Genomic DNA, 22,759 nt, shown 5'->3' with positions numbered 1-22,759 from the left:
CAGACCTGGGGATCTTCAACGTTCACGCGCGGCGTGTTCCGCGTGGTTACGGGCTCTGCGGGCCCTCGAGGAGCCGCCAGCCCTCTGCTTGCGTACGTTCGCGCCAGAAGTCGAGGTAGCGGCCGCGGTGGGCGAGGAGCTCCTCATGGGACCCGCGCTCCACGATCCGGCCGCCGTCGAGAACGACGATCTGGTCGGCGGCGACGACCGTCTGGAGGCGATGGGCGATGACGATGACCGTACGGTCGGCGGAGAGCGCGGTGAGCGCCTCCTGGACCGCGGCCTCGTTCTCGGCGTCGAGGGCGGCGGTCGCCTCGTCGAGGAGGACGACGGGGGCGTCCTTCAGCAGCGCCCGGGCGATCGAGACCCGCTGCTTCTCACCGCCCGAGAGCGTGGAGCCGGCCTCGCCGATCCGGGTCTGCCAGCCGTGGGGGAGACGGTCGACGATGTCGTCGACGCGGGCCAGCCGGGCGGCCTCCAGCAGCTCGTCCTCGGTGGCGTCGGGCCGCGACATCATCACGTTGTCGCGAAGGGTGCCCTCGAAGAGGTAGACGTCCTGGAAGACGATCGAGACGCGCCGCATCAGCGCCTCGGTGCCGAGATCGCGTACGTCGACCCCACCGAGCATCACCGAGCCCGACGTGACGTCGTGGAACCGGGCGACCAGGCGCAGCAGGGTGCTCTTGCCTGAGCCCGAGGGCCCGACCACGGCGGTCAGCGAGCGCGGTGGCGCGGCGAGGGAGACCTCGTCGAGGACCCGGGCGGTGCCGTCGTAGGAGAAGGCCACGTCGCGCAGCTCGATGCCGCTGTCGGCCGGCTCGCCCGGCGTGGCCGGCTCGGGGAGCGGCTCGAGGGCGAGCACGTCGAGGACACGTCGCAACGAGCCCTCGGCGATCCGCAGCGCGCTGGAGAGCTCGCCGTAGTCGATGAGCGACTCCACGAACCGCACCGTGAGGACGAGGAGCCCGATCGCCGTGGCTGGGGCGAGAGTGCCGCCGAGACTGAGGTGGACGGCCAGCGCGATCACCAGGGTGAGCAGCGCCTGGATGGAGAGCAGCTGGATCCCCAGGCCACCGAACCCGGTCACCAGCAGCCGTCGCGAGGCTCGCTTCTGCTCCCGCAGCGCGTTCTCGACCAGCTCGTTGCCGTGGACGGTGCGGCCGAAGACACGCAGCGCCGGCTGGTTGAGCGCGAACTCGACCACGCGCGCCGAGCCCTCCGCCATCGCGGCGTCGTAGGCTCCTTCGCCGCGGCCGACGATCGTCGCGAGGAGCCGGGTGGTGGCGAGCACGGCGAGGACTCCGACGAGGAGCGCGAGCGCCAGGCGCCACTCCAGGAACGCCATCGCGACGACGACGGTGACGGGGCTGACCACCGCGGCGATCAGCGGCCGGAGCAGGTGGCCCGGCACCGAGGCGATGTCGGTGGCGCCCTTGGAGGCCATCCGGGAGAGCTGCCCGGTGCGGTCCTGGTCGTACCAGCCCAGCGGCAGCCGCACGGTGTGGTCGCCGAGCCGGGCCAGGGTGATGTCGAGCAGGTCGCAGGCCAGGTCGTAGCCGTCCATGTTGCCGACCGTCAGGGCCACGTGATGGGCCACGAAGAGGCCGGCGAGCACGCCCAGCCAGGTGGTCGCGGCGTCCCAGTCCTGGCGCAGAGCGGCGTCCAGGACCGGCACGACACAGGCGAAGGCCATCCCCTGGAGTACGCCGGTGGTGACGAACATCGCCACGACGCGGGCGAGCTGGCGGCGATGAGCGTGATCGAGGAGATCGGCGAGCAGGCGGACGATGGTGATCATGCCGACTCCTCCTCGGCCCAGCCGCCCACCGGGTGGGCGCGCTGGTCGGCGGCCCAGAGCCGCGCGTAGCGCCCGCCCAGGGCGAGGAGCTCCTCGTGGGTGCCGAGCTCGGCGACCCGACCCTCGTCGAGGACGACGATCTGGTCGGCCGCGGTGACGGTCGAGAGGCGATGCGCGATCACCAGCAGCGTACGTCCGGCGACGAGGCGGGACAGCGCCCGCTGGACGAGCGCCTCCGACTCGGGATCGGCCGCCGCGGTGGCCTCGTCGAGGACGAGGATCGGGGTGTCGGACAGCAGGGCGCGGGCGATCGCGACCCGCTGCCGCTCGCCGCCGGATAGCTGGCCGTCCTCACCGACCACCGAGTCGTAGCCTCGCGAGAGCTCGTCGATGCGGCCCGCGATCTGCGCGGCCTCGGCCGCGCGGCGTACGTCCTCGTCCGGTGCCCCGGGATGAGCGAGCCGGATGTTGTCCCGGATCGAGGTACGCAGCAGCCCGGTGTCCTGGAAGACGAAGGAGACCTGCTCGTAGAGCTGTGCGCTCGTCATCTCGCGCAGGTCCACCCCGGCGATCGTGATCCGGCCGGCGGTGGGGTCGGCGAAGCGGGGCAGCAGCTTGGCCAGCGTCGACTTGCCCGAGCCGGAGTGGCCCACGAGCGCGGTCACCGTGCCCGGTTCGAGGACCAGGTCGATGTCGTGGAGCACCGGTGGCGCGCCGGGGGAGTAGGCGAAGGAGACACCGTGCAGCTCGACCCGGGAGAGGTCTGGGGCCGGGCCCGGGTCGGCCGGCTCCGGAAGCTCGGGCTCGGCCAGCAGGCGCTGGATGCGCCGGGCCGCCTCGGTCGCCTCGCGCAGCTCGCGGGCGGCGTAGCCGGCGACGGTGACCGGCGCGGTCATCGCCAGGCCGAGGACGAGGAAGGGAACCAGGTCGGGCCCGGTGATCCAGTCTGCGCGAAGCATCCAGACACCGGCGCCGAGGACGAGCACCAGGGTCAGCGCCGGCGTCAGCGCGAGCTCCATCAGCAGCATCCCCAGGGCGGAGTGTCGCATCCAGGCCCGGTTGAAGCCGCCGAACCGGGTGGCGACCTCGGCCAGGCGCCGGTGAGCCTGCCCGGTCGCGCCGAAGGTCTTGATCTCCGCGATCCCGCCGGTGTTCTCGACCGTGGCCGCGGCGAGCTCGGCCAGCCCGGCGTCGTAGTCACGGTAGAGCGCTGCGGCACCCCGCATCGAGATCCGGAACCCGACCAGCCCGAGCACGAGCGGAACCAGGGTGACCAGAGCGAGCGGCGGAGAGACGATGAAGAGGTAGCAGGCCACGACGGCCGGCAGCGTGATCGCCGCGGTCAGCTCCATGACCGAGTGCGCGACCAGGTGGTGCAGCGCGGCGACGTCGTCCTGCACCGCCTTCTTCACGGTGCCGGAGTTGCGCTCGGTGAACCACGCCAGCGGCACCCTGCCGAGCCGGGCGACCAGCAGCCGGCGCAGGTGGATGGAGAGGTCGAGGTCGGCGACGTGGGAGAGCCAGGAGGAGCCCAGCACCGTCGCCAGGCGCACCAGCAGCGCCGCCACGCTCATCCAGACCACGACCCAGGCACGGGCGGTATCGACGGCGGCGCCGGACGCCGCGGGCAGCAGGATCCGGGCGAGCTCGACGATCCCGACCAGCGGCACCAGGCCGGCGACGGTCGAGACGACCATCAGCAGCAGGCTGGCGACCAGCCTTCCCCGGACAGGACGAAGCGTCTGGAGGAGGGGGGAGCGCGCCAACTGTTGTCCTGCCGAGATCGAGGGGTTGCTGCGTACGAGACCTAGGGTCTGTCTGGCAATCCGGATGCGCCGGCCGAGCGCCGAATTGCCGGACACACCCTGGTCAGCCGCCGTGACCGGTGGGGGCGAGAAGACGCTCGAGCTCGTCCTCCTTCTCGGTGGGCACGACGAAGAGGAGCTCGTCGCCCTGCTCTAGAGGCTGCTCGGGGGTGGGCACGTAGACCTGGCCGTCACGCAGCAGCGTGACCAGCGCGCAGTTCTCCGGGAACGGCACCAGACCGGTCGGCTTGCCGACGTAGGGGGAGTCGGCGGGCAGCGTGATCTCGACCAGGTTGGCCTGGCCCTGCCGGAAGGTGAACAGCCGCACCAGGTCGCCGACGGTGACGGCCTCCTCGACCAGCGCGGACATGATCCGCGGGGTGGAGACGTTGACGTCGACGCCCCAGGCCTCGGTGAAGAGCCACTCGTTGTTGGGGTGGTTGACCCGGCCGACGGTGCGCGGCACGCCGAACTCGGTCTTGGCCAGCAGCGAGCAGACCAGGTTGGCCTTGTCGTCACCGGTCGCGGCGATGACCACGTCGCAGTTGTCGAGCCTGGCCTCCTCGAGCGAGGAGAGCTCGCACGCGTCGGCGAGCAGCCACTCCGCGTCGGCGACCCGCTCGGGCTTGATCGAGCCCGGGTTCTTGTCGATGAGGAGCACCTCGTGGCCGTTGGTGATCAGCTCACTGGCGATGGACCTTCCCACGGCTCCGGCTCCCGCAATCGCTACTCGCATCAGTCTTCCTCGGGGCCGTTCTTGATCGTCTTGTACGCCTGCGCGGTGTTCTCCTCGCGCATGACGATGTGGAGCACGTCGCCCTCCTGGATCACGCTCTCGAGGACCGGGAGGACACCCTCGCCGAGCCGGTCGATCCAGGCGATGCGGCTGCCGGACTGGCGTTGGAACTTGATGGTCCGCTGGCCGACCCAGGACTCGGGCATGATGACCTGGTCGATGCGGATGTTGCCCGACATGTCGCGGAAGTCGGGTTCGGCGCCGGCCGGGAGGAGCCGGCGGAGCACCTGGTCGGCGGTCCACTTCACGGTCGCCACGGTGCTGATCCCGAGGCGCTGGTAGACCTCGGCGCGGCCGGGGTCGTAGATGCGGGCCACGACCTGCTGGATGCCGAACTCCTCGCGCGCCACCCGGGCGGAGATGATGTTGGAGTTGTCACCGCTGGAGACCGCCGCGAACGCCTCGGCCCGCTTGATGCCGGCCTTGAGCAGGACCTCGCGGTCGAAGCCCATGCCGGCGACCTTGTCGCCGTTGAAGCCCGGCCCGAGGCGCCGGAACGCCTCGGAGCTCTGGTCGATGACCGAGACCGTGTGGTTACGGTCCTCGAGGCTCCTGGCCAGGGTCGAGCCGACGCGGCCACAGCCCATGATCACTACGTGCACCGTGTCATGATTACACTCGTGCGGGCCGCGCGTCGCCTACGCCCTCGAAGTTGGCGTGTTCGGATGGGCGCGGCGATCCGGAAGCGCGCCGAAGCCGAGATGTGCCGTAGCGTCTGCCGTTGTGGGTGTTGGTGATGTCTCCAAGCGGATCCTGATCGGTCGCAAGCTCCGTAGCTCTCAGCTGGGTGAGACGCTGCTGCCGAAGCGCATCGCGCTACCCGTTTTCGCCAGCGACGCCCTCTCCTCGGTGGCCTACGCGCCCGACGAGATCTTCATCATGCTGGCGGTGGCGGGAGCCTCGGCGTACGCCTGGTCCTGGAAGATCGGCCTGGTCGTCGCCCTGGTGATGCTGACCGTGGTCACCTCCTACCGGCAGACGGTGCACGCCTACCCGAGCGGCGGCGGCGACTACGAGGTCGCGACGGTCAACCTGGGGCGTAAGGCGGGCGTGACCGTGGCCAGCGCCCTGCTGGTCGACTACGTGCTGACGGTGGCGGTGTCGATCTCCAACGCCGCGCAGTATGCCGCCAGCGCGATCCCCAGCCTGATCGGTCACGAGGTCCTGGTCGCCTCGATCGCGATCGTGCTGCTCACCGCGATGAACCTGCGCGGCGTACGCGAGTCCGGGACGTTCTTCGCGATCCCTACCTACCTGTTCATGTTCGCCATCCTCGGGATGGGCCTCTACGGCCTGTTGCTGCTGGTGAACGGCAACCTGCCCGAGGCGGAGAGCGCCTCCCTTCAGATCAGGCCCGAGGAGGGCTGGGAGGGCACGCTCAACCAGGTGGCGCTGGTCTTCCTGCTCGCCCGCGCGTTCTCGTCCGGCTGTGCGGCGCTGACCGGTGTGGAGGCGATCTCGAACGGGGTACCCGCCTTCCAGCGGCCGAAGAGCAAGAACGCCGCCACCACGCTGCTGCTGCTCGGCCTGATCGCGATCACGATGATGATGAGCATCATCGTGCTGGCCAACCAGATGAGCATCCGCTACGTCGATCCGCACGCGCTCGACAACCTTCGCACTGCCGCCGGCGACGCGGTCCCGGACGGCTACGAGCAGCACCCGGTGATCTCCCAGATCGCTGCCGGGGTGTTCAACGACTTCCCGCCGGGCTTCTACTTCGTCATCACCGTCACCGGCATCATCCTGGTACTCGCAGCCAACACCGCGTTCAACGGCTTCCCGGTGCTCGGCTCGATCCTCGCCAAGGACGGCTACGCGCCCAGGTCCCTCGGGGCGCGTGGCGACCGGCTCGCCTACAGCAACGGCATCGTCTTCCTGGCGGTGCTGGCGATCGCGCTGATCGTCATCTTCGAGGCCCAGACCACCAAGCTGATCCAGCTCTACATCGTCGGCGTCTTCGTCTCCTTCAACCTGAGCCAGCTGGGCATGATCCGCCACTGGACCCGCCACCTCGCCACCGAGCGGGATCCGAGCGAGCGCCGCCGGATGCAGCGTTCGCGGGCGATCAACACCTTCGGTCTCGGGATGACCTCGGTCGTGCTGGTGATCGTGCTGATCACCAAGTTCCTCGCCGGCGCCTGGATCACGATCCTGGCGATGGGCTTCTTCTACGTCGTCATGCTGGGGATCAGGCGCCACTACGACAACGTCGCTCGCGAGCTGGCCGCGGACGAGCAGGACAAGGTCATGCCGACCCGGGTCCACGCGATCGTGCTGGTCTCCAAGCTCCACAAGCCGACGCTGCGAGCGCTGGCCTTCGCCCAGGCGACCCGGCCCAACGCCCTCGAGGCCGTGACCGTCTCGACCTCTGACTCCGACACCGCCGAGCTGCTGAGGCAGTGGGACGAACGCAACCTGCCGATGCCGCTGAAGGTGCTCCACTCGCCCTATCGCGAGCTGATCCGCCCGGTCGTGGAGTACGCCTCGGCGATCCGGGACGCCAACCCGCGTGGCGTCGTGGCCGTCTACATCCCCGAGTACGTCGTCGGCCGCTGGTGGGAGCAGTTCCTCCACAACCAGACGGCGCTGCGGCTCAAGGGCCGGCTGCTGTTCACCCCGGGCGTCATGGTCATCTCGGTGCCCTACCAGCTCGCCTCCGGCAAGGAGCGCGCCGAGGAGCTGCGCGAGGACTACTGGCTCGCACCCGGCCTGCGCCGCGGAAGCGGACGCCGATGAGCCGCCCGCAGCGTCCCGCGCCCCGTGGGCGGCGGCCGCGTCCCAAGGCCTCGAAGGGCGAGTCGTACGTCGGGCGGCGCTTCGAGGTCGAGGTCGGCCCGGTCGCACACGGCGGACACTTCGTCGCCCGCGTGCAGATCGAGACCGGCACGTCCAGGGAGGGCTCCCGCGTCGTCTTCGTACGCCACGCCCTGCCCGGTGAGCAGGTGGTCGTCGAGATCACCGAGGGAACCGCCGGCGACAGGTTCTGGCGAGGGGACGCGGTCTCGGTGGTCTCGGCCGCACCGGATCGGGTCGTTCCGCCATGCCCGTACGCCGGTCCGGGCCTCTGCGGGGGCTGCGACTTCCAGCACGTCTCCGTGCCCGCCCAGCGCGAGCTGAAGGCGACCGTGCTGCGCGAGCAGCTGGTCCGCCTGGGTGGCCTGTCGGCCTCGGACCCGCTGGTGTCCGAACTGGCCGTCGAGGCAGTCCCTGGGGATGAGGACGGGCTGCGCTGGCGGACCCGTCAGCGCTACACGACCGCCCCGGGTGGCGGCCGAGGCATGCGGAAGTACCGCTCCCACGACGTCATCCCCGTCGACGACTGCCTGATCGCCACCACCGACGCCCGCGAGCCGGGTGCCGGGACGGTCGTGGAGCAGGTCGCGGTCGAGGGAGCAGAGCACTCCTTCGAGGTCTCCGCAGACGGCTTCTGGCAGGTCCACCCCGGTGCGCCCGCGGCCCTGGTCTCCGCGGTGCTCTCCGCCCTCTCACCGGCCCCGGGCGACACCGTCCTGGACCTCTACGCCGGTGTCGGCCTCTTCTCGGCCTTCCTCGCCGACCGGGTCGGTCCCACCGGACGTGTCGTCGCCGTCGAGGGCGACCAGACCGCCTCCGCGCTCTCGGTCGGCAACGTCCCGACCGCCGAGGTCAGCGCCGGCGATGTCGCCACCGTGCTGGGCCGCCTCGAGGAAGGCACCTTCGACCTCGTCGTCCTCGATCCGCCCCGTGAGGGTGCCCGACGGAAGGTCGTCGAGGCCGTCGTCGCGCGTTCGCCTCGGAAGGTCGCGTACGTCGCCTGCGACCCCGCCGCACTTGCTCGCGACGTCGCGATCTTCGCCGAGCACGGCTACCGGCTTCGCTCGCTGCGCGCCTTCGACCTGTTCCCGATGACGCATCACGTCGAATGCGTCGCGCTGCTCGCTGAAGCCTGACTCTGACCTGAGGCGCAGCGCGCGATGTAGGCATCTCGCCCGCAGCGGGTGACGCGGCGGCGACCTGGGCCTGCGACGGTATAGAGAGACCGTTTTGCTCTGCCAGGTGGTGCCCATGACCAGTCTTTCACTTCGCACCCGCCGAGGATCGAGCTGACCGAACGCATCGAGGAGGTGAGCAACCGTGACCGCGGGTGATTCCCAGGAGACACAGACGGACTCAGTACCGAAGACGAACTGGTTGCCGCTGGTGGCCTTGGCCATCGCCCAGTTCGTCATGGTGCTGGACCAGTCAGCGATGAACGTCTCGATCAGCGCGCTGGTGGCGGACTTCGACACGACCGTGACCACGATCCAGGCGGTGATCACCCTCTACTGCCTGGTGATGGCGATGTTCATGCTGACCGGCGGCAAGATCGGCGACATCATCGGTCGGCGCAAGACGTTCGTCATCGGTCTGGTCATCTACGCGTGCGGTTCGGCGATGACGGCGTTGGCGCCGTCGGTGGCCATCCTGACGCTGGGGTGGTCGGTGCTGGAAGGGCTCGGTGCGGCCCTGGTGCTCCCGGCGATGGTGGCACTGATCGCAGGCAACTTCGAGGGCGCCTCGCGGAAGGCGGCGTACGCCGTGATCGGCGGAGTCGCCGGTGCCGGGATCGCCGTGGGGCCCATCCTGGGCGGTTGGGCGACCACCGAGTACTCGTGGCGGATCATCTTCGCCGGTGAGGTGCTGTTGGTGGCCCTCATCCTGGTGATGACCCCGAAGGTGGTCGACGCAGTGAGGACCGGACCGGCACCGAGACTCGACATCGTGGGCACCGTACTGTCTGCCACAGGTCTCGGCCTGGTCGTGCTCGGGGTGCTGCAGTCGAGCACCTGGGGGTGGGTCAAGCCGACAGAAGACTCCCCGGTGACGCCGTTCGGCTTCTCACTGACGGTATTCGTGATCGGCCTCGGGGCGGTCCTGTTGTGGGGCTTCAAGGCGTGGCAGGCTCGCCGAGAGAGTGGTGGACGCGACCCGCTGGTGCACCTCGGGCTGCTGAAGATCGCGCCGCTGCGATCCGGCCTGGTCGGCCTGTTCAGCCAGAACCTGATCCTGATGGGCATCTTCTTCACGATCCCGTTGTATCTGCAGCTGGTGATCGGGCTCGATGCCCTGGATACAGGCCTCAGGATGCTGCCCGTCTCCATCACCATGTTCCTCGCCTCGGCAGCCGGCTCTCGGCTGTCGCGCCGCTTCCCCATCCGGTCGATCGTGCGGGCTGGTCTGGCGACCAGCATGGTCGCAGCCGTGCTGCTCTTGGCCACGATCGAGCCGGAGCTGGACAACTCGAGCTTCGCCTGGTCGATGGCGGTGCTCGGCGTGGGGATGGGTCTGATCGCGTCGCAGCTCGGCAACGTCGTGCAGTCCTCGGTCGACGCGTCGGGTCGGGGAGAGGCCGGCGGGCTGCAGTTCACCGGCCAGCAGCTCGGCTCGTCACTGGGTGTGGCCCTGCTGGGGGCGATCGTGCTGTCCGGGCTCACCAGCGCTTTCGTATCCAACATCTCCACCGATGACCGGATCAGCAGCGTGGTCTCCGAGCAGGTCGGTGTGGCTGTCGGGTCCGGAATCGACTTCGTGTCCGCTGACCAGATCGGAGCAGCTGCCCAGAAGGCTGGCCTGGACGAGCCGACCACCGAGGCGCTCGTCGAGGGCTACGAGTCCGCACAGCTGCAAGCACTCAAAGCCGGGCTGCTCGCCGCGGCATTCCTCGCCCTGCTCTCACTGGCCTTCACCAGGGACCTGCCGCATGAGGTGCAGAAACAGAAACCGGCCCCAGAGGGGAGTGCGGCGGGAAACGTCTGACGCCTACTTGGGCGGTCGCGCATGGGTGCGTGCACACCATCGGGCTACCCGCGCTCGATCCCCAAGTGTTCTGTCGTGGGCAAGCACGTTTCGGGCACACCACGACTCAGCGCGGAGCGGCGGCAGTTATGTTTCGGCAGGTCAGCAAGCGGAAGCCGTGCCGGCGAGCGCTCATGTCGGTGACGCGGGTGCGGCGAGCGCGGACGCATAGTCCGTTGCGGGTATGGCGAGATGCCGGTACAGATTCATCCTGTGAGCGATGACCTGTGGGGGACCGCCCGGCTCGACCTGAAGGCGTATCTGAATCGGATCGGGGTGGCCGAGCCGCCCGGCCCGTCCCGGGAGGCGCTGGAGGAGATCTACAACGCCCACCTGCGTACCTTCACCTTCGACAACATCGACGTCCTGCTCGAACAGCATCCCGGCGTCGACCTTCCCGACGTGCAGGGAAAGTTCGTGGGCCGGGGGAGAGGCGGCTACTGCTTCGAGCACGGCACGCTGTTCGCGGCGGTGCTGGACCGGCTGGGCTTCGCTGTCGAGCGGCGGCTGGCGCGGGTGGGCGCCGACCCGACCGCGGCGGGACGTACGCATCTGGTGGTCGTCATCGGCCCTTCGACAAGCTCAGGACATCGCCTCGACGGCGAACGGCTGCTGGTCGATCCCGGGTTCGGGCTGAGCCTCTGGCGTCCGATCCCGCTGGTCGACGGCGCGGTCGACGCGGTCCAGGGCGTCACCCACCGGGTGCGGTGGAGCGAGCACGGCTGGGCGCTGGAGCGGTCCAAGGACGACGGCTGGGAGCTCATGCACACCCACGACGAGGCGCTGGTGGTGCCCAGCGACGTCGCGATCGGCCACCACTACACCAGCACCCACCCGTCGGTGCACTTCCGTCACCGGATGATCGTGACCAGGCTGCTCGAGGACCGACACCTCAGCCTCACCAACAACACCGTCACCATCCGTCGTGAGGGCGAGGAGACCGAGCACCGAGAGATCGGGCTCGACGAGGTGATGGGCTTCGTCGAGGAGCTCGAGGTGCCGCTCACCGACGACGAGCGGGCCCGCCTCAGTGAGCGGCTGAAGACGCTGGACTAGCGACTGGCGTCGTCGGTGATGATCCGCATCGCCATCGTCGGGTCCTCGGAGAGGTCGGTGATCAGCTGCCGGCGGTCCAGGACGGCCTCGTCCAGGTGCGGGCCGAGAGTGCCGAGCAGCTCACCGGTCGTGGTGGCCGGCATCGCGTTGAGCACCCGCGGCCCACGGCGTCCGGAGTAGGGCACCACCCGAGCCAGGGCCCCGGCCACCGACCGGGTCGCCTCCGCGAACGGTGCGGTGATCGGGTCGGTGATGGGACCGAGCCAGTCGGCGGCACGCTCGGCCTCGGCGAGGGAGGTGCGCGCCTTCAGGTCCGCGAGGCGTACGTCATCCAGGGCCTGCTCGAGACGACGCTGCTCCAAGAAGGCGAGAGCGACCGCGACACCGGCGCTGAGCACACCGAGCAGCGCGAGGCTAGCGACCAGCATGGACCTTGACCTCCGCCACCACGCCCTCGTCGGCGAGCCGCTCGCGCAGGGACTCGGCGGCCTGGTCGTAGACCATCTTCGAGAGCAGCGCCGGCCGCACCTTGTGCAGCATCGAGGCCGCCTTGGTCTGGGTCGAGGCCAGCTCGAGCGGGTTGAGGATGCGGATGCTCAGCAGCCGGTCCTCGGGCGGGAGCTCGGCGTAGGCGGTGCGCGGGGCCGAGAGGTCGGCCTGCTCCAGCCGCCACAGCAGACCGATGGTCTCGGCGCGCAGCGCCTTGTTGGCGCGACGCAGGCGCCAGGCGACAGCGGCGGCGGCCACGGCGATCACCAGCGCCACGAGGGCGATCAGGGTGCTCAAGGCTCTCCTCGCATCACTAGTGCCCGACGAGCAGCGGCCCGGCGGGTCTGGTCGGACCAATCATGGAGCATCCGAGGATCGCTGTCAGCGGCGGTGGTCACAACACGGCGCGCCGGGGTGATTCGAAATATCGTTCGACATCATGTATCTTGATATCAAGAGATCGGCGGCGTGTCCGTCGGTAAAAGGTTAGGTGAGCCTTTGTTTTCCCGGCGTAGGTAGCCGGGGCAGGATGGGCTTCAAAGACTTGAATTCGTACGTCACTGTGGACGCGAGCAAGGAGATGAACGCGTTGGCCAGCAAGGACAGCTTCGGTGCCAAGAGCACCCTGGACGTGGACGGTAAGTCCTACGAGATCTTCCGCCTGGATGCGGTCAAGGGTGAGGGGCTCCCCGAGGGTGCTGTCGCGTCACTCCCATACTCGCTGAAGGTGCTGCTGGAGAACCTCCTGCGCACCGAGGACGGCGCGAACATCACCGCCGACGACATCAAGGCGCTGGCGGGCTGGGACGAGACCGCCGAGCCCGACAAGGAGATCCAGTACACGCCGGCGCGCGTGATCATGCAGGACTTCACCGGCGTGCCCTGCATCGTCGACCTGGCCACCCTGCGCGAGGCCGCGGCCGAGCTCGGTGGCGACCCGACCAAGATCAACCCGCTCTCGCCCGCCGAGATGGTCATCGACCACTCGGTGATCGCCGAGGTCTTCGGCACCCCTGAGGCCTTCGAGCGCAACGTCGAGATCGAGTACGAGCGCAACCGCGAGCGCTACCAGTTCCTGCGCTGGGGTCAGACCGCGTTCGAGGACTTCAAGGTCGTCCCGCCGGGCACCGGCATCGTCCACCAGGTCAACATCGAGCACCTGGCCCGCACGGTCTTCACTCGCGAGGTGGACGGCGAGCTGCAGGCCTACCCCGACACCTGCGTCGGCACCGACTCGCACACCACCATGGTCAACGGCCTTGGCGTCCTCGGCTTCGGCGTCGGCGGCATCGAGGCCGAGGCCGCGCTGCTCGGCCAGCCGGTCTCCATGCTGATCCCGCGCGTGGTCGGCTTCAAGCTCAACGGCGACCTGCCCGAGGGCTCGACCGCCACCGACCTGGTGCTCACCATCACCGAGATGCTGCGCAAGCACGGTGTGGTCGGCAAGTTCGTCGAGTTCTACGGCGACGGCGTCACGGCGCTGCCGCTGGCCAACCGCGCCACCATCGGCAACATGAGCCCCGAGTTCGGCTCCACCATCGCGATCTTCCCGGTCGACGAGGAGACCATCAACTACCTCAAGCTCACCGGCCGCTCTGAGGAGCAGCTGGCGCTGGTGGAGAAGTACGCCAAGGAGCAGGGCCTCTGGCACGACCCGGCCGCCGAGCCGCGCTTCTCGGAGAAGCTCGAGCTCGACCTCTCCACGGTCGTCCCCTCGATCGCCGGCCCGAAGCGCCCGCAGGACCGCGTCTCGCTCACCGACGCCAAGACCTCTTATCTGGGGCACCTGCCGACGTACACCTCCAAGGCAGTAGACGCGAAGATCCCGGTCACCCTGGCCGACGGTCAGCAGTTCGACCTGGAGAACGGCGCGGTCACGATCGCCTCGATCACCTCCTGCACCAACACGTCCAACCCGTCGGTCATGATCGGCGCGGCGCTGCTGGCCAAGAAGGCCGTCGAGAAGGGCCTGACCCGCAAGCCGTGGGTCAAGACCACCCTCGCGCCGGGCTCGAAGGTCGTCACCGACTACTACGACAAGTCGGGCCTCACGCCCTACCTGGAGAAGGTCGGCTTCAACCTCGTCGGCTACGGCTGCGTGACCTGCATCGGCAACTCGGGCCCGATCATCCCTGAGGTCTCGGCCGCGGTGAACGAGCACGACCTCGCCGTCGTCTCGGTGCTCTCCGGCAACCGCAACTTCGAGGGTCGCATCAACCCCGACGTGAAGATGAACTACCTCGCGTCGCCGCCGCTGGTCATCGCCTACGCCCTGGCCGGCAACATGAACCTGAACCTGTTCGAGGACCCGCTGGGCCAGGACCAGGACGGCAACGACGTCTTCCTCAAGGACATCTGGCCGACCCCGGCCGAGGTCGAGGAGACCATCGCCACCGCGATCTCCTCCGACATGTTCACCAAGGACTACGCCGACGTCTTCGCGGGCGACGAGCGCTGGCAGAACCTGCCGACCCCGACCGGTGACACCTTCACCTGGGACGAGGAGTCGACCTACGTCCGCAAGGCTCCCTACTTCGACGGCATGGCCAAGAGCCCGGCGCCGGTCACCGACATCGAGGGTGCCCGCGTGCTGCTGAAGCTGGGCGACTCGGTCACCACCGACCACATCAGCCCCGCGGGCAACATCAAAAAGGACTCGCCTGCCGGCAAGTACCTCATCGAGCACGGTGTCGAGCAGCGGGACTTCAACTCCTACGGCTCGCGCCGAGGCAACCACGAGATCATGATCCGCGGCACCTTCGCCAACATCCGGATCAAGAACCAGGTCGCCCCGGGCACCGAGGGTGGTTACACCCGCGACTTCACCCAGCCCGAGGCTCCGGTCAGCTTCATCTACGACGCGGCGCAGAACTACGCCGCGGCCGGCACCCCGCTGGTCGTCCTCGGTGGCAAGGAGTACGGTTCCGGCTCCTCGCGCGACTGGGCCGCCAAGGGCACCTCGCTGCTCGGCGTCAAGGCGGTCATCACCGAGTCGTTCGAGCGCATCCACCGCTCCAACCTCATCGGTATGGGTGTCATCCCGCTGCAGTTCCCCGCGGGCCAGAACGCCGACAGCCTCGGCCTGACCGGTGAGGAGACCTTCTCGATCTCCGGCATCACCGCGCTCAACGAGGGTGTCACCCCGAAGACGGTCAAGGTCACCACCACTGCACCTGATGGTGGGGTTGGCGTCGAGTTCGACGCGGTCGTCCGCATCGACACCCCCGGTGAGGCCAACTACTACCGCAACGGCGGCATCCTGCAGTACGTCCTGCGCAGCCTGGTCAACGCCTGAGTCTGATCTGCCGAACGGCCCGTCACCCGAGTGGGTGGCGGGCCGTTCCCCATCCCGTCGAGCCGTCAGCCAGGTCGGCCGAGGCGTCACGTACGTCGGTCGAGGTGGCAGCGGTGTGCCGTCTCGACCGGCGCGAGTGACGTCTCGGCCGACGGGGGTGACGCCTCGGCCGACGGGGGTGACGCCTCGGCTTCAGGTGAGAGAGGCGATCCTGGCGCGGCTGTCCTCGTGGAGTGCGGCGAGGAGGGCATCGGCGGCCTCGCCGTGCTCGGCGGTGGCGGCGGCGATCTCCGCGACGGTCTCGTCGGAGAGTCCGGCGAGGATCGGGTCGACCACGGAGGGCTCGTCGATGAAGAGCGCGAGCTGGAGGATCTCGGCGCCCGAGGCGCCGTCGACGACCTCGAGCGACGTCTCAGGAGGTACGACGCCGGTGAACCTGGCCAGCGTGAGCAGGTGTCCCGCGCCGAGCAGGCGGCGGCCGACCTCGACGACGAGCGCGCTGTCGAGCTTGGCGATGATGCCCTCGACACGGCTCGGGTCGAGGTGGACGGAGAGCTCGGCGAGAAAATGCGGCTTCAGGTGGCCGGCCAGCTTCGCGGCGTCGGTCGGATCCATCACCGCGGCCACCCGGGCGCTGAGCATCGGGCCCATCGCGATCTCGGTGATCTTCGCGGTGACGGCCGCGGGAAGCTTCTTGCTGACCGCGGCCAGCCCCTTCACCCGGGACTCGTGACGGCTGAACATCGCGTGCGACACGATCCCGCGCAGGTCGCGGAGGTTGTCGGGGGAGGTGGTGGCGAGGAAAGCGAGCTCGGCCTCGTCCACGTGCATCTCGTGGGCGAGCTTGGTGATCTCCAGCCCGCTGGTCAGGGCGGTCATCGGCTACCTCCGAGCATCTTCTGGACGACCCCGCGCAGCATCTTCGGCACCAGCTTCAGCGCCTCGTCGAGGGAGGCGTCGAAGGCCTTGTCCTCCGCGGTCATCGCGCCCTGGACCAGATCGTCGAATCGGCCCAGCTGCTGGTCGTCGTACGCCTCCAGCGGCGCGAGCCGCGTGGCCGGTACGCCCAGCGTGGCAGCGAGCCGGTCGAGTCCCTCACTCATCGGTTCCTTCCCGCCGGCGGTGCACCTTCGGCCCCCGGCGGCGCCACTATATGCAGGCCGAGGTGGGGCGTGCCGGGTTTGGATAGTGTTTCGACATGCTCGTCGCCTTCTCGATCGCCCCCACGACCACCGACGACCCCGATGGCTCGGTGGCCGCGTCTGTCGCGGAGGCGATCCGCATCGTCCGCGAGTCCGGACTGCCCAACGAGACCAACGCCATGTTCACCAACCTGGAAGGTGAGTGGGACGAGGTCATGGGTGTCATCAAGCAGTGCGTCGACGCGGTCGCCGCCGTCTCCCCGCGGATCGGGCTGGTGCTCAAGGCCGACATCCGGCCCGGCTACACCGGCCAGCTCACCGCGAAGGTCGAGCGGATCGAGCAGGAGCTTGACCGAGACTAGAGACCCCGGGCCATCGCGTCCTGTCCGGTCTTGATGGCCTCCCGGATCCGGGAGTACGTCCCGCAGCGGCACACGTTGCGGATCGCGTCGAGGTCGGCCTCGGTGATGGCGCGGCCGTCCTTGCGGACCTTGTTGACGAGGGCGACGGCGGCCATGATCTGGCCGGGCTGGCAGTAGCCGCACTGGGCGACGTCGTGCTCGAGCCAGGCCTCCTGCATCGGGTGCAGGCCGTCGCCGGGCGCGGTGTCGGCAAGCCCCTCGATGGTGGTGATCTCGTCGTCGGCGCCGATGTCGGCGACACGCACCGAGCACGGGTTGAACGCCTTGCCGTTGATGTGCGACGTACAGGCCTTGCAGACGTTGATGCCGCAGCCGTACTTCGGGCCGGTGACGCCGAGGACATCGCGCAGCACCCACAGGATGCGTACGTCGTCCTCGACGTCGACGGTGACGGTCTCGCCGTTGAGCTGGAAGGTGTGAGAAGGCATCGAAGACCTCAGAACGTGTAGGCGAGGCCGTCGGTCGGCGACTCGGGGACGGACGGGATGAAGGACTTGGGCTCGAAGTGGAGCGGCTCGTTGAAGTTGATCGGGAACTCCGTCGGCATCTTCCCGGTCGCCCGGGTGTAGGCACAGGCGACCGCGGCCATGGAGGCGGCCACACCTGCCTCACCGACACCGCCCGGCTGGCTGCCGTGCGACTCCATGACCTCGCACTCGAACTCGAACGGCACGTTCCACTGCCGGGTGTAGGCCGAGTTGTCCCAGCTGGCCTCGAGGAAGTGACCGTCGACCAGGTGGTTGCTGTAGGTCAGCGCCTGGCACATGCCGTCGGAGAAGCCACCCATCATCTGGGCCTTGACCCCGGCCGGGTTGATCACCAGGCCGACGTCGGCGACCACGACGGCCTTGGTGATCCGAGGTCCGGTGACCGCGTCGCGCACCTCGCGGTTGACCGTCTCGGGGCGGCAGTCGATCTCGACGAGGACGGCGGTGGCGCCCTTGTACTCCTTGTGGATGGCGATGCCCTGCGCCGTGCCGGCGGGCATCGAGCGGCCCCAGTCGCCGAGCTCGGCGGCGCGGTCGAGCACCCGCTTGACGGTGTCGCTCTTGAGGTACCTGCGTCGGAAGGCGACCGGGTCCTGCTTGAGCTTCTTGGCGAGCTGGTCGACCATCAGCTCGCTGGCCGTGGCGACGTCGGGGGAGTAGATGTTGCGTACCGAGCTGGTGTTGAACCGGTCGACCGCGGGCTTCGGCTCGTTGAGCAGCTGGGTGACGACCCCGAAGTTGTAGGGCAGCTCGGTGGCGAGCATGAAGATCGACTCCGAGAAGGTCAGGTTCGAGAGACCGGTCGGCAGCGCGGCCGCCTCGGCGGTCAGTCGCTCCCCGAGCCCATGGGTGAAGTCACAGGCCACGCTGGCGTGGCGCTGCTCGAAGGTGAGGATGCTGCCGGCCAGCACGGTCGCCCGGATCTGGGAGACCGCCATCGGGTGCACCCGGCCCTGGCGCGGCTCGTCGGCGCGGTGCCACATCAGCTTGACCGGCGCGCCGAACGCCTTGGACGCGTGGGCGGCCTCGACGGCGGCGTCGCTGAACAGCTTGCGCCCGAAGGAGCCGCCGCCCTGGACCACGTTGACCGTCACGCTGTTCTGCGGGATGCCGAGCGCCTTGGCGATCCTGCCCTGGGCGTCGATCGGTGACTTCAGGCCTCCCCAGACCGTGGCCTTGCCGTCGCGTACGTCGGCGACCGCGCAGTTGGGCTCGAGGGCCGAGCCGCTGCGGAAGTGGAAGGTGAACTCGCCGTCGACCGAGGTCGCCCCGATCTTCGGCACCGCCAGCGGGATCTGGCCGGCCTTGAGCTCTTGCTTGATGTGCTTGGCCGACATCGTGGTCACGGTGCCGGAGTTCCAGGTCACGTCCAGCGCGCGTACGGCGTCGATGCACTGACCGAAGGTCTTGGCCCGGACCGCGACGCCGGTGGGGACGATCGCGACGTGGGTGACGCCCGGCATCGTCTCGACGTCGCCCTTGTTGTTGATCGAATCCGGCGTGCCGTTGAGCTCGGGGGCGCGACAGATCATCGTGGGCAGCGCGTTGGGGACGTCGAGGTCCATCGCGAACTTCTTCTTGCCCGTGACAGCGGCGCGCGCGTCGACGCGGCGATGGGGCTTGCCGACGACGGTGTGCTCGGAGGTCTCCTTGAGCTCGACCTCGACCTTCTCGGTCGTCGGCTGAGCCGCCTTGGCGGCCGCTTCGCCGTACGTCACCGAGGAGCCACCCGGGACGCTGATCACGCCGCCCTTGGCGATCAGCTGCGCCGCGGTCGTCCCGAGCAGGATCGCGGCTGCCTCGAACATCGCCTTGCGGGCGATGGCGGCGGCGACGCGGACCGGGGTGTACATCGAGATGATGGTGTTGGACCCGCCGGTCAGCTGGTTGAAGAGCAGCTCGGGACGGGCCGGCGCCAAGGTGACGTGCACGTGGTCGACCGGAAGGTCGAGCTCCTCGGCGATCAGCATGGCCACGGCCGTGGTGATGCCCTGGCCGACCTCCATCCGCGGGAGTGCGAAGTGGGCGTGCCCCTTCTCGTCGACCTCGATCGCGATCAGGTTCGAGGTCGGCATCGCGCAGTGGGTGAGGAAGTCGTTGAGGTCATAGACCTCGGGGATCTGTGGCACCGACGGGACCGGTGCGGCGTGGGCGGCCGGCGGAGCCAGGCCTAGGTCTGCGGCTGCGATCAGCGTCGTGCCGCCGATGACGTATCCGACGAACGATCGTCTGGAGACCCGTGCAGGGCCCTCCGGGTTGTGCGTCCCCATGTGTAATCACTCCTGGCGTGGGCAGGGTCCGAGTTTTGTGACCCCCGACACATAGCACCATTCACCAGCCAGATCTCGGTTGGGAAGGGCGCGTCGGGAAATGTGTGAGGGCGCGACAACGCGGATGGAGACAGATCACAAACCGGTTGGAGCGTGACTGCCGCCACACTCGTGCGTTGATCTGGTTGACGCCGCAACCGCCAGCGAAACACCGAGGGAGCGCGATGAGCACGGAGCCGATCAAACGCATCGTCGCGGGCATCAGGGAGGATCTCCCGCACACCGTGGAGCTGTTCCTCAAGCACAACTGGGACCAGGTGCTGGCCTACGGCGTCAGCCCCGATCCCGAGCTGCGCAAGGAGGTCGGCGACCACGCCGAGGCGGTCTTCCTGGCGGTGCTCACCACGCTGGAGGAAGGACGGGCGGCCGTACGCGAGGACTTCCAGTTCACCGTGGACCAGGCGACCCGGCGGGTTCGTCAGGGTGTCGCGCTCGCCGACTTCCTGCAGGCATTCCGCATCGGCCAGGTGGCGCTGTGGGAGCGCATCGTCGAGATCGCTGCCGCCGACCCGGAGACCAGCCGCGCGGCGCTCCCGGTGGCCTCGCACGTGATGCAGGTGATCGAGGTCGGCAGCACGGTCGCGGCCGAGGCCTACCTCGCCGCCCATCAGGTCGAGCTCGCCGAGGGTGACCGGATCCGCCGGGACCTCGTCGAGGACCTGCTCGCCGGGCGCGGGGCCCGGCCCGGCCCGATGCTCGAGGTGGCCCGCCGGTGCGGGCTCGAACCCGACGACCGGATCGTCGTCCTGGTCGCAGTGCCGGTGCGGCGGCTACGCCCGGGACGGAGCCTGCGGGAAGCGCTGCGGCACGTGCGCACCGTGCTGGGCCCGGCGCGGGAGGGGGTCACGGTGATCCGCCAGGAGCAGCTCGTCGGGATCCTGCCCGTCGCGACCGACGACGTCAGGACGATCGTGCCCGACCTGAGGCGCATCTACCGCCAGCTCGCCCGGGAGGGATTCGAGCTGGCCGTGGGCGCCAGCACCGTGCACACCGGCCTGGGTGCGGCACCTGCTGCGTACTCAGAGGCCGCGATCGCTCGCGACGTCCTCGGCGCGGATCCCGGCGTGGTGGCCCTGCCGATGATCTCGACGGTCGACTACCTGGTGCTGCGCGAGGATCCGACCGCGCGCCGCCTGGTGCGCCCGGCGCTTCGCCAGTTCGTCGAGGAGGACCTCGCGCGTGACAGCGTGATGATCGAGACCATGCTGGCGTACGTCGCCTGCGACCTCAACGCCAAGCTTGCCGCCGAGCGTCTGCATGTCCACGTCAACACCGCCTACCACCGTCTCGAGCGGATCGCCGAGCGAACCGGCTGCGACCTGCGCCGGTTCGCCGACGTCGAGGAGCTGATCTTCGCGATCCGGCTCCTCACCGAGCCTCGCGGCGTGGCGAGGGCCTAGGCGGCGGCCGGCTTGCGGCCGTAGAACCAGTAGACCGCCGCGCCGAGCAGGTTGGTGCTGCCCCACAGCCGCCACAGCGTCCGCGGCCCGCGGATCTCGTCGTCGGAGCGCGTCTGCAGGTCGCGAAGGATCACCGGAGCGACTGCCGCCTGGGCCACGAGCGCGCCGGTGGTCAGGATCGTCTTCTGCTTCTTGGTCAGTGCCATGGAGCCAGTCTTTGCCTTGGCTTGTGTCCAGTCAAGGAACGTACGTTTCGAGCGTGTTCGAGAACCCGGATGCGCCGGCCGGGCGCTGCCCAGTGCGCACGCTCGCGGCGTTCTCGTCGGTCGACGGCCAACGCCGGGCCGCCTCCCTCCTCCGCCTTGCGATCGCACGCACTGGACAACGCCCGACTCGACGCCGGGTCCCCGAACACGCTCTACAGGAGTGTCGGCAGGTCCGCGGTGGAGGCGAGCAGGTGAGTGTGGGGCTCGGTGGCGAGCCGGTCGTGGGTGAAGGAGCCGGTGGCGACGCCGACGACGAAGCCGGCTCCGGCGTTGGTGCCGGCGCCGAGGTCGTTGGGGGTGTCGCCGGCGACCAGTACGCGGCGTACGTCCTGGACGCCGGTGGCCTCCATGCAGTGGAAGACGAGGTAGGGGGCGGGGCGGCTGGCGGCGACGAGGTCGGAGGTGACGACGGCGTCAACGGTCGACTCGGGGTCGGAACCGACGGTCCAGCCCAGGCCGTCGAGGATGGCGGCGGCGATCTCGGTGGAGTAGCCGGTCTGCAGGGCCACCTTCACGCCGCGTGAGCGCAGCGTCGCGAACATCTCGAGGACTCCGGGGAAGCGCTGCGGCGGGGTCTCTCGGTAGGCGGTGACGAGGCGCTCGCCGAAGCCGTCGAAGATCTTGTCGACCTGGGCGGTGGTCGGGTCCTGGCCCAGCCCGCGCAGCAGCCCCTGGATCGCCTCCCACTTCGAGGTGCCCTTCCACCGCAGCAGCAGGTCGTGGGGGACCGGCTCGCCGGCGGCGTCGGCGACGGTCGACTCGAGCACGTCGTAGACCAGTCCGCCCTCGTCGACGGTGGTGCCGGCCATGTCGAGGGCGGCTAGGTCGAAGCGGAGCCCGAGACGGTCGGCAGGGTCGTAGGCGGTCACGAGATCTCCTTGAGGATGCGTACGTCGGTGCGGATCCCCGCTGCGGACGGGCGGGTGTTGTCGATGGTGAACGTGACCCGGTCGGGCCGGTAGCGGTCGTCGGCGTACTCCAGCGGCGTGCCGTCGGTGGCGGTCGCCCGGCGGCGCTCGCGCAGCAGCGGGCTGCCCACCGCGATGTCGAGCAGGTCGGCGTCGGTCTCGTCGGCCGCCACCGCGTCCATGGTGGGGCGCGCGGCGTGCAGGTCGACGCCGGCCGCGATCAGGTGGGCGTAGAGCGAGCCGGTGTCGGGGTCGAAGTCGAAGAGCAGCCGCCCGACGCGCTCGACGAAGGTGCTGCGCTCGAGCATCGCGGGACGACCGTCGAGAAGACGGAGCCGGAGCACGTCGACCACCGGGTCACCTTCGTCGATGTCGAGCGCCTCGGCGGCAGCGGCGGTGGCGCCGCGCCGGGCGACCTCGATGGTGCGCTGGCCGGCGGTGTGGCCGATCTGCTGCACCCAGGCGCTGAACGAGATCAGCTGCTCGAAGGGCTGACCGAGTGCGGTGTCGCGCACGGTCGGCGGACGTCCTTGGCCGCCGCTGAGCAGGCCCTCGCGGCGCAGGCTCGCCAGTGCCGTACGGATGGTGCCGCGGGAGGCGCCGAACTGCTCGCACAGCTGCGCCTCGGAGGGGATCGGGGCGCCGGTCGGCAGCTCGCCGGCGGTGATCCGGGCACGGATGGCCTCGGCGACCTGGACGTGCAGCGGGCTACTCATGGGCAGCAGGCTACAACTTGATCAGACAAGT

At 69.3% G+C, this 22,759-nt stretch carries 20 protein-coding genes; 7 read left to right on the top strand and 13 right to left on the bottom strand.

The annotated features are described in order from the left end of the window. Positions 1–46 precede the first annotated feature (46 nt). The 4 genes from ACFWQC_RS05525 to ACFWQC_RS05510 all read right to left on the bottom strand — a co-directional run bounded on the left by ACFWQC_RS05525 (position 47) and on the right by ACFWQC_RS05510 (position 5,001). Positions 47–1,798 carry an ABC transporter ATP-binding protein gene (locus tag ACFWQC_RS05525; RefSeq protein WP_378674210.1) on the bottom strand — a complete coding sequence of 584 codons (1,752 nt, stop codon included), beginning with the start codon at positions 1,796–1,798 and terminating at the stop codon, positions 47–49. After that, positions 1,795–3,564, bottom strand: a complete 1,770-nt coding sequence (locus ACFWQC_RS05520; RefSeq protein ID WP_378674207.1) for an ABC transporter ATP-binding protein — start codon at positions 3,562–3,564, stop codon at positions 1,795–1,797. Before ACFWQC_RS05520 ends, ACFWQC_RS05525 begins: the two co-directional genes overlap by 4 nt. A 103-nt stretch (positions 3,565–3,667) precedes the next feature. Further along, the gene (locus tag ACFWQC_RS05515) at positions 3,668–4,339 is read right to left on the bottom strand and encodes a TrkA family potassium uptake protein (RefSeq protein WP_350720306.1); all 672 of its coding nucleotides are present in this window, start codon (positions 4,337–4,339) and stop codon (positions 3,668–3,670) included. Further along, complete coding sequence (locus ACFWQC_RS05510) at positions 4,339–5,001, bottom strand: potassium channel family protein (RefSeq protein WP_378674204.1); 663 nt, start codon at positions 4,999–5,001, stop codon at positions 4,339–4,341. Before ACFWQC_RS05510 ends, ACFWQC_RS05515 begins: the two co-directional genes overlap by 1 nt. A 121-nt stretch (positions 5,002–5,122) precedes the next feature. On the opposite strand from ACFWQC_RS05510, the gene ACFWQC_RS05505 reads away from it, so the two are divergent. From ACFWQC_RS05505 to ACFWQC_RS05490, 4 genes are all read left to right on the top strand, one after another. Next, on the top strand, positions 5,123–7,138 hold the full coding sequence (locus ACFWQC_RS05505; RefSeq protein ID WP_378674201.1) for an APC family permease: 2,016 nt from the start codon (positions 5,123–5,125) through the stop codon (positions 7,136–7,138). Continuing rightward, entirely contained in the window at positions 7,135–8,331 is a 1,197-nt protein-coding gene (locus ACFWQC_RS05500) for a class I SAM-dependent RNA methyltransferase (protein WP_378674198.1), read from the top strand. Before ACFWQC_RS05505 ends, ACFWQC_RS05500 begins: the two co-directional genes overlap by 4 nt. A gap of 184 nt (positions 8,332–8,515) precedes the next feature. Beyond that, positions 8,516–10,177 carry an MFS transporter gene (locus ACFWQC_RS05495; RefSeq protein ID WP_378674195.1) on the top strand — a complete coding sequence of 554 codons (1,662 nt, stop codon included), beginning with the start codon at positions 8,516–8,518 and terminating at the stop codon, positions 10,175–10,177. A 252-nt stretch (positions 10,178–10,429) separates the two neighbouring features. Further along, positions 10,430–11,272 (top strand): arylamine N-acetyltransferase, encoded by an 843-nt coding sequence (locus tag ACFWQC_RS05490; RefSeq protein WP_378674192.1) that lies wholly within the window; start codon positions 10,430–10,432, stop codon positions 11,270–11,272. Here ACFWQC_RS05490 and ACFWQC_RS05485 read toward each other — a convergent pair. Next, positions 11,269–11,700: a hypothetical protein gene (locus ACFWQC_RS05485; protein ID WP_378674189.1), complete on the bottom strand. Its 432-nt coding sequence runs from the start codon at positions 11,698–11,700 to the stop codon at positions 11,269–11,271. The genes ACFWQC_RS05490 and ACFWQC_RS05485 overlap by 4 nt on opposite strands. After that, on the bottom strand, positions 11,687–12,058 hold the full coding sequence (locus tag ACFWQC_RS05480) for a hypothetical protein (protein ID WP_378674186.1): 372 nt from the start codon (positions 12,056–12,058) through the stop codon (positions 11,687–11,689). Before ACFWQC_RS05480 ends, ACFWQC_RS05485 begins: the two co-directional genes overlap by 14 nt. Positions 12,059–12,341: 283 nt before the next feature. Here ACFWQC_RS05480 and acnA point away from each other — a divergent pair, with 283 nt between their 5' ends. Then, entirely contained in the window at positions 12,342–15,056 is a 2,715-nt protein-coding gene (gene acnA, locus ACFWQC_RS05475) for an aconitate hydratase AcnA (protein ID WP_378674183.1), read from the top strand. Between the two features lie 192 nt (positions 15,057–15,248). On the opposite strand, the gene ACFWQC_RS05470 is transcribed toward acnA, so the two are convergent. Both ACFWQC_RS05470 and ACFWQC_RS05465 read right to left on the bottom strand, forming a co-directional pair. After that, complete coding sequence (locus ACFWQC_RS05470) at positions 15,249–15,935, bottom strand: hypothetical protein (RefSeq protein WP_378674180.1); 687 nt, start codon at positions 15,933–15,935, stop codon at positions 15,249–15,251. Beyond that, positions 15,932–16,159 carry a hypothetical protein gene (locus ACFWQC_RS05465; RefSeq protein WP_378674178.1) on the bottom strand — a complete coding sequence of 76 codons (228 nt, stop codon included), beginning with the start codon at positions 16,157–16,159 and terminating at the stop codon, positions 15,932–15,934. Before ACFWQC_RS05465 ends, ACFWQC_RS05470 begins: the two co-directional genes overlap by 4 nt. 95 nt (positions 16,160–16,254) lie before the next feature. On the opposite strand from ACFWQC_RS05465, the gene ACFWQC_RS05460 reads away from it, so the two are divergent. Then, positions 16,255–16,560, top strand: coding sequence for an MTH1187 family thiamine-binding protein (locus ACFWQC_RS05460; protein ID WP_378674176.1), 306 nt, complete (start codon positions 16,255–16,257; stop codon positions 16,558–16,560). Here the strand turns inward: ACFWQC_RS05460 and ACFWQC_RS05455 are convergent. Together ACFWQC_RS05455 and ACFWQC_RS05450 are read right to left on the bottom strand one after the other, a co-directional pair. Further along, positions 16,557–17,048 (bottom strand): (2Fe-2S)-binding protein, encoded by a 492-nt coding sequence (locus tag ACFWQC_RS05455; protein ID WP_378674173.1) that lies wholly within the window; start codon positions 17,046–17,048, stop codon positions 16,557–16,559. The genes ACFWQC_RS05460 and ACFWQC_RS05455 overlap by 4 nt on opposite strands. A gap of 8 nt (positions 17,049–17,056) precedes the next feature. Then, a complete protein-coding gene (locus ACFWQC_RS05450; protein ID WP_378674170.1) occupies positions 17,057–19,378 on the bottom strand; it encodes a molybdopterin cofactor-binding domain-containing protein in 2,322 nt (773 codons plus the stop codon). Between the two features lie 224 nt (positions 19,379–19,602). On the opposite strand from ACFWQC_RS05450, the gene ACFWQC_RS05445 reads away from it, so the two are divergent. After that, on the top strand, positions 19,603–20,838 hold the full coding sequence (locus tag ACFWQC_RS05445; RefSeq protein WP_378674167.1) for a PucR family transcriptional regulator: 1,236 nt from the start codon (positions 19,603–19,605) through the stop codon (positions 20,836–20,838). On the opposite strand, the gene ACFWQC_RS05440 is transcribed toward ACFWQC_RS05445, so the two are convergent. From ACFWQC_RS05440 to ACFWQC_RS05430, 3 genes are all read right to left on the bottom strand, one after another. Next, positions 20,835–21,044 carry a hypothetical protein gene (locus ACFWQC_RS05440; RefSeq protein ID WP_355230830.1) on the bottom strand — a complete coding sequence of 70 codons (210 nt, stop codon included), beginning with the start codon at positions 21,042–21,044 and terminating at the stop codon, positions 20,835–20,837. The genes ACFWQC_RS05445 and ACFWQC_RS05440 overlap by 4 nt on opposite strands. A gap of 212 nt (positions 21,045–21,256) precedes the next feature. After that, a complete protein-coding gene (locus ACFWQC_RS05435) occupies positions 21,257–21,973 on the bottom strand; it encodes a phosphonatase-like hydrolase (protein WP_378674164.1) in 717 nt (238 codons plus the stop codon). Further along, complete coding sequence (locus ACFWQC_RS05430; RefSeq protein WP_378674161.1) at positions 21,970–22,728, bottom strand: GntR family transcriptional regulator; 759 nt, start codon at positions 22,726–22,728, stop codon at positions 21,970–21,972. The genes ACFWQC_RS05435 and ACFWQC_RS05430 overlap by 4 nt, the downstream gene beginning before the upstream one ends. Positions 22,729–22,759 lie beyond the last annotated feature (31 nt).

It is taken from the genome of Nocardioides sp. NPDC058538 (assembly GCF_042719275.1).
In the GTDB taxonomy this organism is placed as follows: Bacteria; Actinomycetota; Actinomycetes; order Propionibacteriales; family Nocardioidaceae; genus Nocardioides.
This window is presented reverse-complemented; position numbering and strand designations above follow the sequence as displayed.

What these genes read in the sequence shown, in the direction of transcription:
- ACFWQC_RS05465 (WP_378674178.1), bottom strand. Translation starts at nt 16,159, where the DNA reads ATGAGTGAGGGACTCGACCGGCTCGCTGCCACGCTGGGCGTACCGGCC.
- ACFWQC_RS05525 (WP_378674210.1), bottom strand. Translation starts at nt 1,798, where the DNA reads ATGATCACCATCGTCCGCCTGCTCGCCGATCTCCTCGATCACGCTCAT.
- ACFWQC_RS05515 (WP_350720306.1), bottom strand. Translation starts at nt 4,339, where the DNA reads ATGCGAGTAGCGATTGCGGGAGCCGGAGCCGTGGGAAGGTCCATCGCC.
- ACFWQC_RS05430 (WP_378674161.1), bottom strand. Translation starts at nt 22,728, where the DNA reads ATGAGTAGCCCGCTGCACGTCCAGGTCGCCGAGGCCATCCGTGCCCGG.
- ACFWQC_RS05440 (WP_355230830.1), bottom strand. Translation starts at nt 21,044, where the DNA reads ATGGCACTGACCAAGAAGCAGAAGACGATCCTGACCACCGGCGCGCTC.
- acnA (WP_378674183.1), top strand. Translation starts at nt 12,342, where the DNA reads ATGAACGCGTTGGCCAGCAAGGACAGCTTCGGTGCCAAGAGCACCCTG.
- ACFWQC_RS05455 (WP_378674173.1), bottom strand. Translation starts at nt 17,048, where the DNA reads ATGCCTTCTCACACCTTCCAGCTCAACGGCGAGACCGTCACCGTCGAC.
- ACFWQC_RS05470 (WP_378674180.1), bottom strand. Translation starts at nt 15,935, where the DNA reads ATGACCGCCCTGACCAGCGGGCTGGAGATCACCAAGCTCGCCCACGAG.
- ACFWQC_RS05500 (WP_378674198.1), top strand. Translation starts at nt 7,135, where the DNA reads ATGAGCCGCCCGCAGCGTCCCGCGCCCCGTGGGCGGCGGCCGCGTCCC.
- ACFWQC_RS05485 (WP_378674189.1), bottom strand. Translation starts at nt 11,700, where the DNA reads ATGCTGGTCGCTAGCCTCGCGCTGCTCGGTGTGCTCAGCGCCGGTGTC.
- ACFWQC_RS05450 (WP_378674170.1), bottom strand. Translation starts at nt 19,378, where the DNA reads ATGGGGACGCACAACCCGGAGGGCCCTGCACGGGTCTCCAGACGATCG.
- ACFWQC_RS05460 (WP_378674176.1), top strand. Translation starts at nt 16,255, where the DNA reads ATGCTCGTCGCCTTCTCGATCGCCCCCACGACCACCGACGACCCCGAT.
- ACFWQC_RS05445 (WP_378674167.1), top strand. Translation starts at nt 19,603, where the DNA reads ATGAGCACGGAGCCGATCAAACGCATCGTCGCGGGCATCAGGGAGGAT.